This window comes from Rhizobium sp. BK602 (assembly GCF_014195095.1).
Classification (GTDB): domain Bacteria; phylum Pseudomonadota; class Alphaproteobacteria; order Rhizobiales; family Rhizobiaceae; genus Rhizobium.
On the sequence record NZ_JACIBC010000004.1, the window covers coordinates 110892 to 125879 of the forward strand.

A 14988-nucleotide genomic window follows, 5' to 3' on the forward strand; every position below is an offset into this window, starting at 1 on the left:
CCGTCAAATCTCCAGGGAAGTAGCAATAGGCTGTGCTTGCGACGTTCGCGCGATTCTGCTCGTAAACTCGCGGGTGCGCTGCACCTGCGGGGCGTCGAATATCTGCTCCGGCGGGCCGACCTCCTGGATTTTGCCATTCGCCATGAAGACGACCCGGTCGGAAACCTCGCGCACGAAATTCATTTCGTGGGAAACGATCAGGAGGGTGATGTTTTCGGAAGCGAGCAGTTTGATGGTGTCGAGCACCTCGCTCACCCGCTCCGGATCGAGCGCGGAGGTGACCTCGTCGAGGAGCAGGATTTCCGGCTTCAGGCACAGCGCCCGCGCAAGAGCGACACGCTGTTGCTGGCCGCCCGAGAGTTCGTCCGGATAGGCGGCGAGCTTGTCGCCAAGCCCCACCTTCTCGAGCAGGCGCCGGGCGTCAGCCTCCACCTCGCTCCTGTTGCGCTTCCGGATCTTCGCCGGAGCGACCATGACATTGCCGAGCACGGTCATATTGCCAAAGAGATTGTATTGCTGGAACACGATCGCAAGCTTTTCCCGCGCGGCCCTCAGGGAACGGCGGTCTGCATAGTCGATCCTTTCGCCGTCGAGGACGATCTCGCCACTGTTCGGCTTGAGGAGACCCGTGATCACGCGCAGCAACGTGCTCTTTCCGGACCCCGACGGGCCGATCAGGCTCACGATTTCGCCGCGCTCCACCGTCAGGTCGATATCGTCGAGGACGGTGTGATTAGCGTAACTGGCCGTGAGACCGCGAATGTCGAGATGCGCCAAGATTGCTCTCCAGATAGGCCCCCAGCCGGGCCAGGGGGTAGGAAATCAGGAAGTAGAGAATAAGGATCGTCGCGAAGACGAGCAGGGCGGAAAAGCCCTTGGTATTGAGAATCTTGCCTGCCTGGGTGAGTTCGAGGACACCGATCTGCGAGGCAAGCGCCGTGTCCTTGATGAACAGGACGAAATAGCCGAACACCGGCGGCAGGATCAGCGGCCAGGCTTGCGGCCAGCGAACCAGACAAAGGGTCTGCCAGGGCGAGAAGTTCATGACCTCGGCGGCCTCGAGCTGGCTGGGCCGCACCGCGGCAAGCCCGGCGCGGATGATCTCCGCCACGAAGGCCGTGGAAATGACCGAGGTGCTGATGAGGGTCACGACCAGCGGCGAGATATCGAAGCCAAGCACCTGAGCGCCGAAGAAGAACACCAGCAAGGTCACCAGAAAGGGCACGCGCCGAAACACCTCCACATAGACGAAGGCGACGGCCTTGAAGGGCAGGAGAATCCGAGCGCGCGACAGGCGGGCCAGGGACAGGATCGTTCCGAACAGGACCCCGACGAGACAGCCGATGGCCGAGAGGAAAAGCGTCGTCAATGCCGCTTCCGCAAGCATGGCGATGTTGTAGCTGCTGAAGACCTGGGGAAGCTGAGCGAGAATATCTTTCAACATCAAAGCACCCTCACCCTGGCGCGGAAAACGTAGCGGCCGACCACGGCAAGCAGGATCGTCGCCATGAAGGTGATGACGACATAAAGCCCGGCGATCGTCGTGAAGATCTCGATGGAACGGAACGTCGTCGAATTCACATTGAACGCCCGACCCGTCAGCTCCTCCACACCGAACACGGCCGCCATCGATGTGCCGAGCGTCATCAGGATATATTGATTGCTGAGCGGAGGCATCGCGACGCGGAAGACATGCGGCACGATCACATAACGCAGGCTCTGAAGCCGGCTCATGCCGAGGGTCTCAGCGGCGTCGAGCTCTTCCTGATGAACCGAGGCAAGGCCGGCCCGGAGAATCTCCGTCAAATAGGCACCCGCATTCAGCGTCATGCCGATCAGCACGGCCGCGAAAGGCGAGAACACGACGCCCAGATCCGGTAGGCCGAAGAAAATGACGTAGATCTGCACCAGTTGCGGCGTGTTGGTGAAGAAGATGACATAGGCGCGCACCAGACGCGACAGGATCGGACCGCCCTCGTTGCGGGCGATGGCGAGCGCGAAGCCGATCACCATGCCACCCGCAAAGGCAAGGACGCTCAGCTCCAGACTGAGCAGAGCGCCCCCTATCAAATAAGGCAGATAGGAGGTGATCTGGCTATAATGTAGAGCGTAGTGCATGACCCGATCCCGTTCCGTATCAGCCGTGTCGTCCGATCAGAAATAAGGCGTGACAGGGACCGGATAGACCATGTCGATGCCGAACCACTGCTTGTAGGTCTGCTTCATGAAGCCGTTGGTCTGTAGCTGGTAAAGGGCGACATTGACCCAGGACTTCAGCGCCGTATTGCCTTGCGCAAGACCGATGCAATCATAGTCGATCGAGGCCGACTTGTCCGTGATCACCCGTGTCTCCGTGCTGTAATTCTTCGTATAGGCGCCGAGATAGTCGACAACATCGACGATGGCATCGCCCCGGCCCTGTTCAAAAGCGCGCACGGCATCGGGATAGTTGTCGAACAGCGTCACCTGCGCCTTCGGCAAGCGCTCCTTCACGAAGTCGACAGGTGTCGTTCCGCGGACTTCGACGAGATGAACGTCGGCGGAGTTCAGATCGTCCATGGTCTGGTAAGGCTTGTCCTTGGCAACCAATGCGCTGATCGCCTCGGTCTGGATCGGCAGCGAGAAATCGATCACCTTGGCCCGGTCGGCGGTGCGGGTCAGCGCGCCGAGCACGATATCGGCCTTGCCGGTTGCCAGAAACGGTACGCGATCCGCCGACGAGACCTGCACGAGCGAAACCTCCACCCCGAGCATCTCGCCGAGCTTCTTGGCGACATCGACGTCGAAACCCTCGATTTCGTTCTTGTCGTTAAAGTGGCCGAGCGGCGGCAGATTCGGATTGATGCCCACGACGATCTTCTTGGCCGAAAGGATTTCATCCAGGCTATGTGCATTGGCGGCAACCGCCGTGAGCGCGAGGCAGGCTGCGCCCGCAAGCATGCAAACCGTCTTTAAACTATTCATATTGATCCCCTTTTTTTGCTTTGCCGTGGCCGGACCGGAGATTTTTCAGCATCCGAACCGTTGCACTAGCGTTCCCGACGGTGTATCTATCGTATACCGTTCGTAGACGAAAGAAACACCGTGACAGGCGAAAGTCAACCCTTCGAATCGAGACGACCCAGTCTGCGGGAGCCGGATGTGAGGCATGGGACGCCCGTGCGCTTCACCTTCGACGGCAATTCCGTCGACGCCTATGCGGGAGAATCGGTGGCTGCCGCATTGCTGGCCGCCGGTTATCGAACGCTACGGGAAAGTCCGAACGAGCATGCGCCGCGCGGCGCCTTCTGCTGGATGGGTCTCTGTCAGGAATGCACGGTGGAAATAAACGGCGTCCGCAGGCCGGCCTGTCGCACGGAATGTGCGGATGGCCTTATCGTGCGAAAGGGAACGATCGCATGAGCGGCACCTGCGATGTCCTCGTCATCGGCGCCGGCCCGGCCGGCACTGAAGCGGCCCTGTCCGCAGCCAGTTGCGGCTTGCGCGTCGTGCTGGTCGACGAGGCCCCCTCGGCTGGAGGGCAGGTCTATCGCGCACCACCCAGCACCTTCGCCGGCTCGCCGGCCACCCCGGAAGGCCGCGCTGGGGATACGTTGCGTCGCCGGCTCGCGGAAAGCACGGTCGACGCCTATTTCGGTCACGTCGTCTGGTCGGTCTCGCCGGACTTGCGGGTGGATGCACTTTCCAAAGACGGCCCGGTGTCGTGGAGTGGCCGCAAGATCATTGTCGCGACCGGCGCGCAGGAACGGGTCGTGCCATTTCCCGGCTGGACGCTTCCCGGCATTGTCGGCCTCGCCGGCGCGACGATCCTTCTCAAGTCGCAACGCATGCTGCCGGGCCGCCGCACCCTGGTCGCGGGGCAAGGCCCGCTTCTTCTGGCGGTCGCCGCTGGAGTTTTGAAGGCGGGCGGTACGGTGGCGGGTGTCGTCGATCTCGCCTCCCGTGGCGAGTGGCTGGCAAGGAGCCCCGCATTTCTAACCCGCCCCGACCTTGCTGCTCGCGGTGCCGGATGGCTGGCCCGCCTTTATAGTGCGCGCGTTCCCGTGTTCTATCGCCACGCCATCCGCCGCGCCGCGAAGCGAGATGAAAACGAAATCGAAGTGACAATCGGTCCCGTCGACCAGAGCGGTTGTTCGATCGCCGGCAAGGAGCGAACTTTCGTCGTCGATGCCGTCGCTGTCGGCAACGGCCTTGTCGCGTCCACCGACGTCACCAGGCTGCTGCGGGCGGACCATGCATTCGACGAGGCTCGCGGCGGTTGGATTCCACGCATAGACGCCGATTTTCGCACCAGCATCGCCGGCCTTTATACGGTCGGTGACGGCACCGGGATCGCCGGAGCGGCCGCGGCGGCGCTGAACGGCCACCTTGCCGGCCTCGCTGTGGCCCGCGACCTCGGCGCCTTGACGAGCGAAGCCTATGAATCGCAATCCGCCCCCCTTCGCCAAAGGGCCAAACAGGCGCTCGCAATCGGCAGCGCCATGGCTGGGCTGATGGCCCTCAGGCCAGGACAAATCCAGAGTATTGCCGAAGATGCCGTCGTCTGCCGCTGCGAGGATGTCACGCGGCGAGACATCGATGCGGCCTTTGCCGACGGCGCACGCAGCGCGAACCAGCTCAAGGCCTGGACGCGCTGCGGCATGGGTCCGTGCCAGGGGCGCATCTGCGGCGACATCGCCAGCGCCCTCCTCGCCCAGGCGACAGGGCAGCATCCAAGATCAGGCATGTTCACCGGCCGGACGCCGTTTCGTCCGCTCCCGCTCGCCCAGCTTCTGGAGCCGGTCGATTATTCCGAGCTGAAGCTCCCACCGCCCGCGCCGCTATGATGTCAAAAAATCCTTCACAAGCATTCGATATCGCCGTGGTCGGCGCAGGCGCGATGGGGGCAACGGCGGCCCTTCACCTCGCACGTTCCGGCATGCGCGTCGCCTTGATCGACCGCGGGGAGATTTGCCGCGAGGCCTCCGGCGTCAATGCCGGCACGCTGACGCTCCATATGACGCGCACCGCCCTGATCCCCTACGCCATGAAGGGACGCGAACTCTGGCTCGACGCGCCGAACTGGCTCGGCATGGATATCGGCGCTCGCTCGGCTCCAGGATTGTCACTCGCCTTCACGGCGGCGGAACGGGAGATGCTGGAGAAAAGAGCACAGGCGCGCGCCGCGATGGGCGCACCAATCCGGCTGATCACGCCCGCCGAGGCTCTCCGGATAGAACCGGGTCTCAATCCTTCCCTCATCGCCGCCGCCTATTGCGAACTCGACGGCCACGTTACGGCTTACATGACGGGCCGCGCCTATCGAAAGGCACTCGTCTCGGCAAACGTCACCATTCTCGAAAACGCCTCCGTCAGCGGAATAGAGCTGGACGGCGGCCGTTACATCATTCTGCACGAGGACGGTGCAAGAACCACGACCAAGCGGCTGGTTCTCGCCGGAGGCGTCTGGCTCGAGACGATGCTCGCCTGGCTCGGATTCCGCGTGCCGATCAAATGCCTGATCAATCAGCTCGTCGTCACCGAGCGCATGCGGCCGGTGATGCGGACCGTGGTCGGGATCGCCAACGGGCTGCTGTCGCTCAAGCAGTTCGAAAACGGCAGCGTGCTGATCGGCGGCGGCTGGCAGGGCATCGGCGATCCGATCCGCGGCGGCGTCGAAACGATTCCGGAAAACCTCATCGGCAACGTCCAGCTCGCCCGTCATGCCATACCGGCCCTCGGCGACACCCGCATCTTGCGCATCTGGCTCGGCCTCGAATCCGAGACCGCCGATGCCATGCCAATCATCGGAGCGCTGCCCGGACTGGACGAGGCCTATGTGATCGGCTGCGCCCATTCCGGCTATACCAGCGCCCCTTATATGGGACGGCTCCTCTCCGACCGGATTCTCGGGCGGGAGCCCGAAATGCCGCTCTTCGACCCCGCCCGACTGATCAAGAACCCGGAGGAAACAGCTTGATACCCGCCATAGACCACCCCTTCCGCGGCATCTACGTGGCTACACTCACCCCATTTCGCGACGATGGCACCATCGACGAGGAGGCACTCGCCGATCACTTCCGCTCCGTGACGGCCGAACCGGGCATCGTCGGCGTTCTTTGCAATGGCCATGCGGGCGAGAACATCCTGCTCACCCGCGAGGAACGCCGCCGGGTGACGGAAATCGCTGTCGAAGCGATCGGCCGCACTCATATCGTCGTCTGCGGGATCCTGTGCGAGGCAACGGCGGAAGCCGTCTGCCATGCCGAAGACGCGGCCAATGCCGGCGCTGATTCCATTCTCGTCTTCCCGCCATTTTCCTGGGCGCTGTCGCAGGACGCCGAGATGGCCGTGACGCACCATCGCGCGATCGCCGAAGCCGTCGATACACCGATGATGCTCTATCAGGCTGGCGTCGCTTCCGCGCTTGCCTACCGGCCGGAGGTGCTCTCCAGGCTGGTCCTGCTGCCGACAGTCGTGGGGATCAAGGAGGGGAGCTGGGAGAGCAACGCCTATGATCGCAATCGCCGCCTCGTCAAAAGCACAGCGCCCCATGTAGAGGTCATGGCATCCGGGGATGAGCATCTGCTCTCTTGTTTTGCGATCGGCAGTGAAGGTAGTCTCGTGAGTCTGGCGGTGATCATGCCGGGAGAGATCGTGGCGCTGGATCGCGCAGTGCAAGGGGGGGATTTGGAACTGGCACGCGCCTTGAGCGAACGCATTCAACCGCTCGCGAACGCGATCTACGGCACACATCCCGTCGGCTGGGCCACGGCACGCCTGAAGGCCTGCATGGTTCTGCTTGGACATTGGCGCAACGGCAGTCCGCGCGCTCCCATAACCGATCTGCCATCCTCCGAAATCCTCCGGCTGCGGCATGCCCTTGCCGGGGCCGGATTGCTAGGCTCTGATGCATGAACGACGATAGCCTTTTGTCCGCCATCAACGGCGAAGCAAGCCTCAGCGAGCGCGCCTATGACGAGCTCAGCCGTCTCATCCTGACCCGCAAGCTGCCGGGCGGCAGCCTTGTGGTGGAGGGACGTCTCGCCCAACAGCTCGATGTTTCCCGCACCCCGATGCGCGAGGCAATCCTGCGGCTTGCGGCAGAGGGACTTCTCATCAAACAGGGCTCGCGCTCCTATGCGGTGCGCCGGGTGCAGCCGGTGGAGTTCTTCCAGGCGCTCAAGGTTCGCGAGCTGCTCGAAGGCGAGGCCGTGGAGCTCGCGATCGGCCGCGTCAAACCGGAAACGATCGAGGCGCTGCGCAGCGATATTCTCAGGCTGGGCGCACTGGAGGCACAGGCCGCCGAGCATTGGGACACGGACGACCGTCTTCACCTCCTTTTCCCGGAAGCACTCGGCAACGGCGTACTGGTGCGAATGGTTCGGCAGTTGCGCGTCATCACGCGCCTGTTCGAACTGACCAGCCCATCGGGTCGCGTGGCGGCGGATGCCGCCGAGCACATCGCGATCTTGGACGCTTTCGCCAAGGGCGACGGCCGGCGGGCGCGCGCGGCGATGGTAACCCATCTACGCAATGTGGCATCTGAGATTTTGGATATTGTAAGCGGCCGGGACACGACACCGGCGCGTCGGAGACCATGAACATGAGTGAATTTGATCTGGTCGTTCGCGGCGGCACTGTTGTCACGGCATCGGACGTCTTCAAAGCCGATATCGGCATCATTGGCGGACGCATTGCGGCGCTCGGACTGGACCTCACGGGTCAAGACGTCATCGAGGCGGAGGGCAAGCTGGTGCTGCCCGGCGGCGTTGACAGCCACTGTCATATCGAGCAACTGGAGGCCGATGGAAGCATCCACGAAGAGACCTTCGAGACTGCCGGCATCTCCGCCATCGCCGGCGGCACGACGACCGTCATTCCCTTCTCGGCGCAGTTCAAAGGCGAGCCGATCTCGGCTCATCTCGACGACTATCGGGCGCGCGCGGGGCGTTCGCCGATCGACTACGCCCTCCACCAGATCATTACGGACCCGACGGATTGCGTACTCGACAAGGAGATCCCGCAGCTGATCGAGGCAGGCATACGCAGTCTCAAGGTGTTCCTGACCTACGATCCGCTACACATCGACGACCGCCAGTTTCTGCGCGTTCTCGAGGCTGCAAAGCAGCTCGGTGCGACGGTATGCGTCCATTGCGAAAACTATGAAGCGATCCGCTGGCGCTCTGAGGCTCTCCTGGCTGAAGGGCGTATCGAACCAGCGTCTCACGCACTCACCCGGCCGAAAGTCGTGGAGCGCGAAGCAACCTACCGGGCGATCGCGCTCGCTGAGCTCGTTGGCCAGCCGATCCACATCTTTCATGTCTCATGCGGCGAAGTGGCGGAGGAAATCGCCCGAGCTCAGCGTCGCGGCGTCAAGGTAACCGCTGAAACCTGCCCGCAATATCTGGTCCTCACCGCCGCGGACATGGATCGTCCCAATGGTGAAGGCGCCAAATTCATGTGCAGTCCAAGCCCGCGCGATGCCGGAGATGCCGAGGGCCTATGGGCAGCGATCCGCGCCGGCACGCTCGATGTGATCTCCTCTGACCATTGCGGCTACAGTTTTGCCGGCACGCGCGGCAAATGGATCAACGGACTGGGAGCCGACTTTACCCGGATCCCAAATGGCATTCCTGGACTGGCTGCCCGAATGGCGATCATCTTCAGCGAAGGCGTCGTCAAGGGCCGGATCGACCTCAACCACTTCGTGCGGCTGACGGCAACAAACCCCGCAAAGCGTTTCGGCCTCTATCCGCGCAAAGGCACAATCGCGCCCGGGACAGATGCCGATCTCGTCATCTGGGATGCCGAGAAGCGGGTAACGCTGACCAACAGCCTGATGCAGCACGCAATAGACTACACACCCTACGAGGGGTTCGATGTTACGGGCTGGCCCGTTGCGACCATCGCCCGCGGTCGCTTGGTGATGACGGAGGGCAAGGTCGTCGCCACGCCGGGATCGGGCAGCTTCCTGAAGGCGTCTTGATCATCCCCCCAACACGATGCCTCGCACTTTGCGACGACGGCGCATGAGACGGACGATCTCCGTCGCCAGCCCGAACAGCGGCCGGAAATGGGGTTCCGATCGACGTCGACCGGAACCCCGTAAATTTGCGATCCCGCAAAGACGAGACCGGATTTGCCGCAACCTTGTCCGCCGTCAAACTCGACGGGCAAGGCATCCCTATGCGGCAGCTATTCGACCGATTTGATCGGATCCTTGGGCGCCGGATCGAAGCCAACCAGATCGGTGGTCAGCTTTGCGTAGGTACCGTCGGCCACCATGTCAGTGAGAGCCTTGTTGATCGCCTTCACCAGCTCCGGCTTGCCTTTCTTGATAGCGAAACCCTTCTGGATATGGCTGACATAATCATCCGTCATCTCCAGCGGCATGTGTGAGTTCTTGATCGCATAGGCTCCAGCGATCGAGTCGGTAATCGTCGCATCGATATTTCCGTTGACGAGATCCTGCATGGCGTCGGCCTCAGCCTTATAGCCCTTGACGACGGCTCCCTTTTCCTCGGCTATCTTGGCAAAGGTGGACGAGACGAGCGCGCCGACCGTCTTGCCTTTCAGATCGGCAGCGCTCTTGATCGGGGATCCTTTCGAAACGATGATGCGGCCACCCGATTCCAGCCAGCCGTTTGCGAAGGTAACCTTCTTCTGACGCTCGGCCGTGATATCCATGGATGCGCTGATGATGTCATACTGATCGGCCTGCAGGCCAACGAGGAGCGAATCCCATTTGATGAGGATAGGCGTGTAGGTAAGCCCCAAACGCTTGGCCACTTCCTTCATCACGCGGATTTCCAAGCCGTCCAGCGAGCCGTCAGGAGCGCGCATGCTAAAAGGCGCAAATGTGCCTTCGGTCGCGACCTGCAGCTTGCCGGGTTCCAGGAGCTCCAGGCCAGTTGCCGACGCCGGCATCTTACCAAAGACGGCGGCCGCAAGCATGGTGGCGGCGAATGCAAACAGTTTGAATTTCATATCCATTGTTCCCTTTTATTGATCTAGTTGAGGTATCGTCTTCGCCTCGCGGCGCATAAATCGTCCCGGTGCGATGGCCCAGACCATTGCCTTTAGGTCTGGGCCGCATAATGCCGCTCCAGCCAACCTGAAAGCTGGGTGAGAATGGTGGTCAGGACGAGATAGATGATCGCAACCGTGATGTAGAATTCGAACGGGCGGAACGTCGCGGCAATCAGCGTCTGTGCATAGAGAGTGAGTTCCACGACCGTAATTGTCGACAGCAGCGACGTATTCTTCAGCGTCGAAATCGCCTCGTTGGTGATGGATGGCAGGATGATGCGAAAGACCTGCGGCAGAATGATGCTGCGCATGGTCTCTACAGGGCTGAAGCCGAGCGCGAGCGCTGACTCTGTCTGGCCGCGCGGAATGGCCGAAAGACCGCCACGAATGATCTCCGCGACATAAGCGCCACTGTTGATCCCCAACGACAGGACGCCGGCGACAAAGGGAGAAAGCTTGATGCCAAATGCCGGCAATCCGAAATAAATGATGAAAACTTGGATCAGGGTCGGCGTTCCGCGGACGAACCAGACATAGAAAGCCGATCCCATGCGCGCGGCGCGCCATTTCGATCCGTTCGCCAAGGCTGCCGCGAGACCGCAGATCCAGCTGAAGACGATCGTTGCCACCGTCAGCCAGAGCACCGTCCAAGCAGCCTCGACAAAGCCCGGCCCATAAAGCTTGATCTCTTCGAAAAATGCTTCGTTCATGAAAGCACCTCCCCGTTGGATGCATCCATGCCAAGCGAACCAAGCTGGTCATGCAGAATGCGATGCAGGAATTGCTGCAACCGCTCGCTTTGCGGATTGCGCAGGATGTCCGGTGCTCCGGATTCGGCAACGATACCCTTGTCGAAGAAGAGAACGCGCGAAGACACGTCTCGGGCAAAGGCGATCTCATGCGTGACGAGAAGCATGGTCATGCCTTCCGCCGCGAGCGAGGCCATCAATACCAGCACCTCGTGAACCAGTTCCGGATCGAGTGCCGATGTCACCTCGTCGAATAGCATCAGTCGGGGTTTCATCGCCAAAGCGCGGACAATGGCGACACGTTGCTGCTGGCCGCCGGACAGTCGGGAGGGATAGCTGTGCCGCTTTTCATGAAGCCCGATGCGCGACAGCAGCGCCTCGGCCTCCTCGACCGCCTGGGAGCGCGGCATCTTCAGGAGCTTCACTGGCGCATGGATGACATTTTCCAGAACGGTCATGTGTGGCCAGAGATTATAGCTCTGAAACACCATGCCGACCCGGCGCCGCAGCGCCTGCAATTGCGCCGGCATTGGGAACTGACGGGACTCCGGCCGGAAATCGAACGAAAGCTCCTCGAAATCCATGAAGCCGGATTGCGGCATTTCCAGAGCATTGATGGAGCGCAGGAAGGTACTTTTGCCCGAACCGCTGGCGCCGATGATCGAGACGACCTCGCCCGCCGTGACGGTCAACGAAATTCCCTTCAAGACCTCATTGTTCCCGAAACTCTTTCGGATATCCCGCAAGGTCAGAATTGGCTCAGGCATCATTCCCCTCCAGACGGCAATTGGTCGAGGATATCAATCGCGACATCCTTCGGCGTGCGAGCAACCCCGTTGATAATGGTGATGTCCTGCGGGCATGCGGACAGAACCAGAAAAAGATCCATCTCGGCGCGCAGCACGACCCAGTCGCCTGGCTGCGATGCGGGAGGCAAGCGCTCGACGGCGCCGTCGCCCCGGATGGGCACATTCATGAAAAGATTGAGCGATGCCGGGGTGAACGACTGGACAATGCCTTTCTCGGCAAGCGCCTCGTGAAAATTGCCCGAACAGCTGCGATGCCCCTCCTCGCAACCGAGCTCGCGATAGAGGGCGGAATTGCAGGGGCAAAGAAGCGTGTCGTGCGCCAGCGCCGCGCTGTCTTCGACCAAGGTCAACATCTTGAGACGACTGGTGCCAACCGCCGACATGCCCTGTCTGAAGAAGATGTTGCTGTTGACCGATCGGGTGTGGTCCATCGACATGACATCGCTCGGATCATCAGCCGATATGGCCCAGGTGTCGACGACCTGGTTGCCATGACTGTTGGTGATGACGGCAAACTCGCCGGCATGCATCGCAAAGGCACGCCCATGGCCGGCCGGCACGATTTCGGAACATTCGGTCATGATGCAAAACTCGCGTTTCGACGGGTACGGGCCTCATTGGATCTCGAGGCATCCGTGGTCCATTCGCCCGACCATTGACTTTCGAATTCAGCCTATTCGGTATACCAATGGAATTCAAGATTGTTTTTCAATGATTTACTGCAAAAATGATTGGCGTTCTGCGCAAAAAATCAGCCCTCCTGCGCAAAAGATAGTCAATAAGGACTGGAAGGAACGACCAGACATATTCGATGGATCACCCTATCCGTTGACCAGCGAATACAGTTGGTGTACCGAAATTTGAAAGGCTTTCCTGCCGTCAACTGACCAGCGTCAAGAGACGCTTGCCCGTCAAAGGAACCATGCCATGGCCAGATATTTTCCGCTCGATGAATATGAGGCGCGCTGGACCCGAGTTTTCGCCGAGATGGAGAAGCGCGGCTTCGAGACGGCCGTGGTCTTCGGACGCGGCGGCGGGACGACGGACAATTGCGGCGACATTCTCTATCTGTCCAATCATTATGCGATCAGCGGCGGCATGGATTCGCTGATCTGGTCGGCACGCTCTTTCTCCGGCATCATCCTCCAACAGGGCAAAGCGCCGGAACTGCACATCGATGAACCGGAAGTGCGCAGCGATCTCGTCTCCATCGCCGATGTGCGCTCTTCGAACCATCCCTTTGCCAGTATTGCCAAGGCGCTGGTCGAACGGGGCATCAAGGGTCGCGTCGCTCTGGTCGGCACGAATTTCATCCCGGTCAAATATTACAGCCAGCTCGTTGACGGCGCTCCGCAGGTGGAATGGATCGAGGCCGATGATCTCGTCCGCAGCGTCAGACGCATCAAAAGCCCGCGCGAGCTCGACTGTTTCCGGATTGCCGGCGAGACCGCGACCATCGGGCTGAACCGGCTCATGGAAGGGCTGACAGGCGGACTATCCGAACGAGACGCTGCCGGGGAAGCGGCCCGCGAGGTGGTACGCCTCGGCGGGCGCCTCCAAATGATCGGCTGCAATCACGGCGATACGCTCGGTTTCGATCAGCGCTTTCCATTGACCGGCTACAGCGCCGATACGCCGCAACCGGGCGACATTGTCACCGGTACGCTCCATGCGGCCTTCTATCAGGGCTATTATCTCGATCCCGGCCGCACGGGCGTTCGCGGCAAACCCAATGACGACCAGCGCCGGCTGATCGAAGCCACCGCGGGCATCGTGCACGCCCTGACCGACATGATGCGACCAGAGGTGAAGCTTCTCGACGTGGCAGCGGAGGGCGATCGCATGACGGCAGCTTTCGGCGGCGCCATCTCACCGATCATGAAGAACTTCCCCTTCTTCGGCCACAGTATCGGGCTCGGCTTCGAACTGCCGCGTATCTCCACCAGCATGTCACTGCCGCAGGACCGCGTCGAGAAAAATATGGTCTTCGGCGTGGAAGCCTTTCTCTCGCTCGAGGGTGTGGGCGCTGCCTTCTTCGAAGATATCGTCATCATTGGCGAAGACGGCAACGAACTCCTCACCAAATCGCCGAGCTTCTGGTGGTAGCGCTTGCGCCTGTAGTTCAGCTGGACCCGGCGGATCCTGTATCCGTCCGGCCTTTCGATAGGAGGGCACGCGGGTAGCGCCCTGCAGCCCTTGCCTTTAAAGTATCGGCAAAGGGATCAGACCCCCGCCTTTCTATCGAACGATGAGGTCGCGCGGCAAGGTCGAGAGCGGCTCGACCCCGGTTTCGGTTACGATCACGGTTTCGGAAGCACCGACGGTCCAGACACCAAAATTTCGCAAGGTGGCGGGCAGATGGAAGACCATGCCCGGCTCGATCAATTGCGATACGCCGCTGAAGAGACTGAGAATTCCGCCCTCGCCCCAGTCGGGCGCGAAGGCGACCCCCATCGAATATCCGATGCGCTTGCGAAAGGCGGCATGATAGCCTTTCGCGTCGATCACCCTCTGTGCCGCCTCATGCGGCACGCTGCAGGGCACGCCGGGTCGGATCGCCTCAAGGGCCGCTTCGAGGGCGGCAAGCGCGCAATCCATCATCCGACGTGCTTCATCGGGCGGACGACCAATCCAGACCGTGCGCATCAAGCCGGCGTGATAACGCGCATGGCTTGCAGCCAGCTCAAGAAAGACAGGATCGCCCGCCATCAACCGTCGCCGGCGCCATGTCATATGCGGCAGCCCGCTGCGCGGTCCTGACGAAACCAGGGGCTCCATCGCCATGGTCTCCGATCCGGCTTCGGTCGTCGCAGCCAGCATGGCAGCGGCAACTGCGTTCTCGTCCACGCCGGCGTCACAGGCACCGATCCCGGCGGCAAGGCCCGCTTGAGCATAGCCTGCCGCAGCCCTGATCGCATCCAGCTCGACTTGCGACTTCACCATTCTGAGCGGGGACAGGATTGCGGAGCCATCCATCAATTCACCGTGCCCGATCTCCTGGGCAATCCTGTCGGCCATTACCGGTGAGACGAACCAGCCTCCCAATTCAATGGCCGGTCGACGGATACCCAGTGTCTTCAGAAGTCCTGCCAACGCCGCGGCCGGATCCTCGCCGTCCTGGTAAATGCGGATATCCCGCAGCCATGTGTTGACGACCGATCCGGCCAATTCCAGTTCTCGCACAAGGAGGCAGGGATTGCCCTCGACAGGCAGGACCAGCGCCTGGAATGCGAAATAACCAGCTGTCTGACGACCGGTCAGCCAGTAGATGTTTTCCGGTCCGGTAACGACAAGTGCCTCGTAACCAGCCGCCCGTATGGCGGCTCGGGCCCGCGACTGCCTTTCGGCGAATTCCGTTTCGGCGAAAGCGGCTTCGCGGCCGCGCAGTTCTGCGAATTCATGCATCTGGTGCGATCACG

General features: G+C 61.3%; 16 protein-coding genes. 7 read left to right on the plus strand and 9 right to left on the minus strand.

What is annotated here, in order from left to right:
- Window positions 1-3: 3 nt before the first annotated feature.
- Genes FHX11_RS14265 through FHX11_RS14280 form a run of 4 tightly spaced genes read right to left on the minus strand, consistent with a single transcriptional unit; the run spans window position 4 to window position 2964 of the window.
- Window positions 4-777 (minus strand): amino acid ABC transporter ATP-binding protein, encoded by a 774-nt coding sequence (locus FHX11_RS14265; RefSeq protein ID WP_184358302.1) that lies wholly within the window; start codon window positions 775-777, stop codon window positions 4-6.
- A complete protein-coding gene (locus tag FHX11_RS14270) occupies window positions 734-1444 on the minus strand; it encodes an amino acid ABC transporter permease (protein ID WP_184358303.1) in 711 nt (236 codons plus the stop codon). Before FHX11_RS14270 ends, FHX11_RS14265 begins: the two co-directional genes overlap by 44 nt.
- Window positions 1444-2118, minus strand: coding sequence for an amino acid ABC transporter permease (locus tag FHX11_RS14275; protein WP_184358304.1), 675 nt, complete (start codon window positions 2116-2118; stop codon window positions 1444-1446). Before FHX11_RS14275 ends, FHX11_RS14270 begins: the two co-directional genes overlap by 1 nt.
- Before the next feature lie 36 nt (window positions 2119-2154).
- A complete protein-coding gene (locus FHX11_RS14280; RefSeq protein WP_184358305.1) occupies window positions 2155-2964 on the minus strand; it encodes a transporter substrate-binding domain-containing protein in 810 nt (269 codons plus the stop codon).
- Window positions 2965-3141: 177 nt separating this feature from the next.
- Between FHX11_RS14280 and FHX11_RS14285 the strand changes: the two genes are divergently transcribed.
- The 6 genes from FHX11_RS14285 to hydA are packed head-to-tail and all read left to right on the plus strand — an operon-like array spanning window position 3142 to window position 8968.
- Window positions 3142-3402, plus strand: coding sequence for a (2Fe-2S)-binding protein (locus FHX11_RS14285; RefSeq protein WP_184358306.1), 261 nt, complete (start codon window positions 3142-3144; stop codon window positions 3400-3402).
- Window positions 3399-4826, plus strand: coding sequence for an NAD(P)/FAD-dependent oxidoreductase (locus FHX11_RS14290; protein ID WP_184358307.1), 1428 nt, complete (start codon window positions 3399-3401; stop codon window positions 4824-4826). Before FHX11_RS14285 ends, FHX11_RS14290 begins: the two co-directional genes overlap by 4 nt.
- A gap of 35 nt (window positions 4827-4861) precedes the next feature.
- Entirely contained in the window at window positions 4862-5959 is a 1098-nt protein-coding gene (locus tag FHX11_RS14295; RefSeq protein WP_348649708.1) for an FAD-binding oxidoreductase, read from the plus strand.
- Complete coding sequence (locus FHX11_RS14300; RefSeq protein ID WP_184358309.1) at window positions 5956-6897, plus strand: dihydrodipicolinate synthase family protein; 942 nt, start codon at window positions 5956-5958, stop codon at window positions 6895-6897. Before FHX11_RS14295 ends, FHX11_RS14300 begins: the two co-directional genes overlap by 4 nt.
- Entirely contained in the window at window positions 6894-7583 is a 690-nt protein-coding gene (locus FHX11_RS14305; RefSeq protein ID WP_184358310.1) for a GntR family transcriptional regulator, read from the plus strand. The genes FHX11_RS14300 and FHX11_RS14305 overlap by 4 nt, the downstream gene beginning before the upstream one ends.
- A gap of 2 nt (window positions 7584-7585) precedes the next feature.
- Window positions 7586-8968, plus strand: a complete 1383-nt coding sequence (hydA, locus tag FHX11_RS14310; RefSeq protein ID WP_184358311.1) for a dihydropyrimidinase — start codon at window positions 7586-7588, stop codon at window positions 8966-8968.
- A gap of 209 nt (window positions 8969-9177) precedes the next feature.
- Here hydA and FHX11_RS14315 read toward each other — a convergent pair whose 3' ends face one another.
- The 4 genes from FHX11_RS14315 to FHX11_RS14330 all read right to left on the minus strand — a co-directional run bounded on the left by FHX11_RS14315 (window position 9178) and on the right by FHX11_RS14330 (window position 12099).
- Window positions 9178-9969: a transporter substrate-binding domain-containing protein gene (locus FHX11_RS14315; RefSeq protein WP_184358312.1), complete on the minus strand. Its 792-nt coding sequence runs from the start codon at window positions 9967-9969 to the stop codon at window positions 9178-9180.
- Between the two features lie 92 nt (window positions 9970-10061).
- Window positions 10062-10721, minus strand: a complete 660-nt coding sequence (locus FHX11_RS14320) for an amino acid ABC transporter permease (protein WP_184358313.1) — start codon at window positions 10719-10721, stop codon at window positions 10062-10064.
- The gene (locus tag FHX11_RS14325; protein ID WP_184358314.1) at window positions 10718-11527 is read right to left on the minus strand and encodes an amino acid ABC transporter ATP-binding protein; all 810 of its coding nucleotides are present in this window, start codon (window positions 11525-11527) and stop codon (window positions 10718-10720) included. The genes FHX11_RS14320 and FHX11_RS14325 overlap by 4 nt, the downstream gene beginning before the upstream one ends.
- Window positions 11527-12099, minus strand: a complete 573-nt coding sequence (locus tag FHX11_RS14330) for an urea carboxylase-associated family protein (RefSeq protein WP_246781003.1) — start codon at window positions 12097-12099, stop codon at window positions 11527-11529. Before FHX11_RS14330 ends, FHX11_RS14325 begins: the two co-directional genes overlap by 1 nt.
- A gap of 397 nt (window positions 12100-12496) precedes the next feature.
- Between FHX11_RS14330 and FHX11_RS14335 the strand changes: the two genes are divergently transcribed.
- Window positions 12497-13675, plus strand: coding sequence for a M24 family metallopeptidase (locus tag FHX11_RS14335; RefSeq protein ID WP_184358316.1), 1179 nt, complete (start codon window positions 12497-12499; stop codon window positions 13673-13675).
- A gap of 132 nt (window positions 13676-13807) precedes the next feature.
- Here the strand turns inward: FHX11_RS14335 and FHX11_RS14340 are convergent, their stop codons facing one another.
- Window positions 13808-14974, minus strand: a complete 1167-nt coding sequence (locus tag FHX11_RS14340; protein WP_184358317.1) for a Xaa-Pro peptidase family protein — start codon at window positions 14972-14974, stop codon at window positions 13808-13810.
- Between the last annotated feature and the right edge of the window lie 14 nt (window positions 14975-14988).

Excerpts from the sequence above, each read along its gene's own strand:
- FHX11_RS14340 (WP_184358317.1), bottom strand. The coding sequence starts at position 14,974 with ATGCATGAATTCGCAGAACTGCGCGGCCGCGAAGCCGCTTTCGCCGAA.
- FHX11_RS14270 (WP_184358303.1), bottom strand. The coding sequence starts at position 1,444 with ATGTTGAAAGATATTCTCGCTCAGCTTCCCCAGGTCTTCAGCAGCTAC.
- FHX11_RS14330 (WP_246781003.1), bottom strand. The coding sequence starts at position 12,099 with ATGCATGCCGGCGAGTTTGCCGTCATCACCAACAGTCATGGCAACCAG.
- hydA (WP_184358311.1), top strand. The coding sequence starts at position 7,586 with ATGAGTGAATTTGATCTGGTCGTTCGCGGCGGCACTGTTGTCACGGCA.
- FHX11_RS14290 (WP_184358307.1), top strand. The coding sequence starts at position 3,399 with ATGAGCGGCACCTGCGATGTCCTCGTCATCGGCGCCGGCCCGGCCGGC.
- FHX11_RS14305 (WP_184358310.1), top strand. The coding sequence starts at position 6,894 with ATGAACGACGATAGCCTTTTGTCCGCCATCAACGGCGAAGCAAGCCTC.
- FHX11_RS14325 (WP_184358314.1), bottom strand. The coding sequence starts at position 11,527 with ATGCCTGAGCCAATTCTGACCTTGCGGGATATCCGAAAGAGTTTCGGG.
- FHX11_RS14280 (WP_184358305.1), bottom strand. The coding sequence starts at position 2,964 with ATGAATAGTTTAAAGACGGTTTGCATGCTTGCGGGCGCAGCCTGCCTC.
- FHX11_RS14320 (WP_184358313.1), bottom strand. The coding sequence starts at position 10,721 with ATGAACGAAGCATTTTTCGAAGAGATCAAGCTTTATGGGCCGGGCTTT.
- FHX11_RS14315 (WP_184358312.1), bottom strand. The coding sequence starts at position 9,969 with ATGAAATTCAAACTGTTTGCATTCGCCGCCACCATGCTTGCGGCCGCC.
- FHX11_RS14275 (WP_184358304.1), bottom strand. The coding sequence starts at position 2,118 with ATGCACTACGCTCTACATTATAGCCAGATCACCTCCTATCTGCCTTAT.
- FHX11_RS14335 (WP_184358316.1), top strand. The coding sequence starts at position 12,497 with ATGGCCAGATATTTTCCGCTCGATGAATATGAGGCGCGCTGGACCCGA.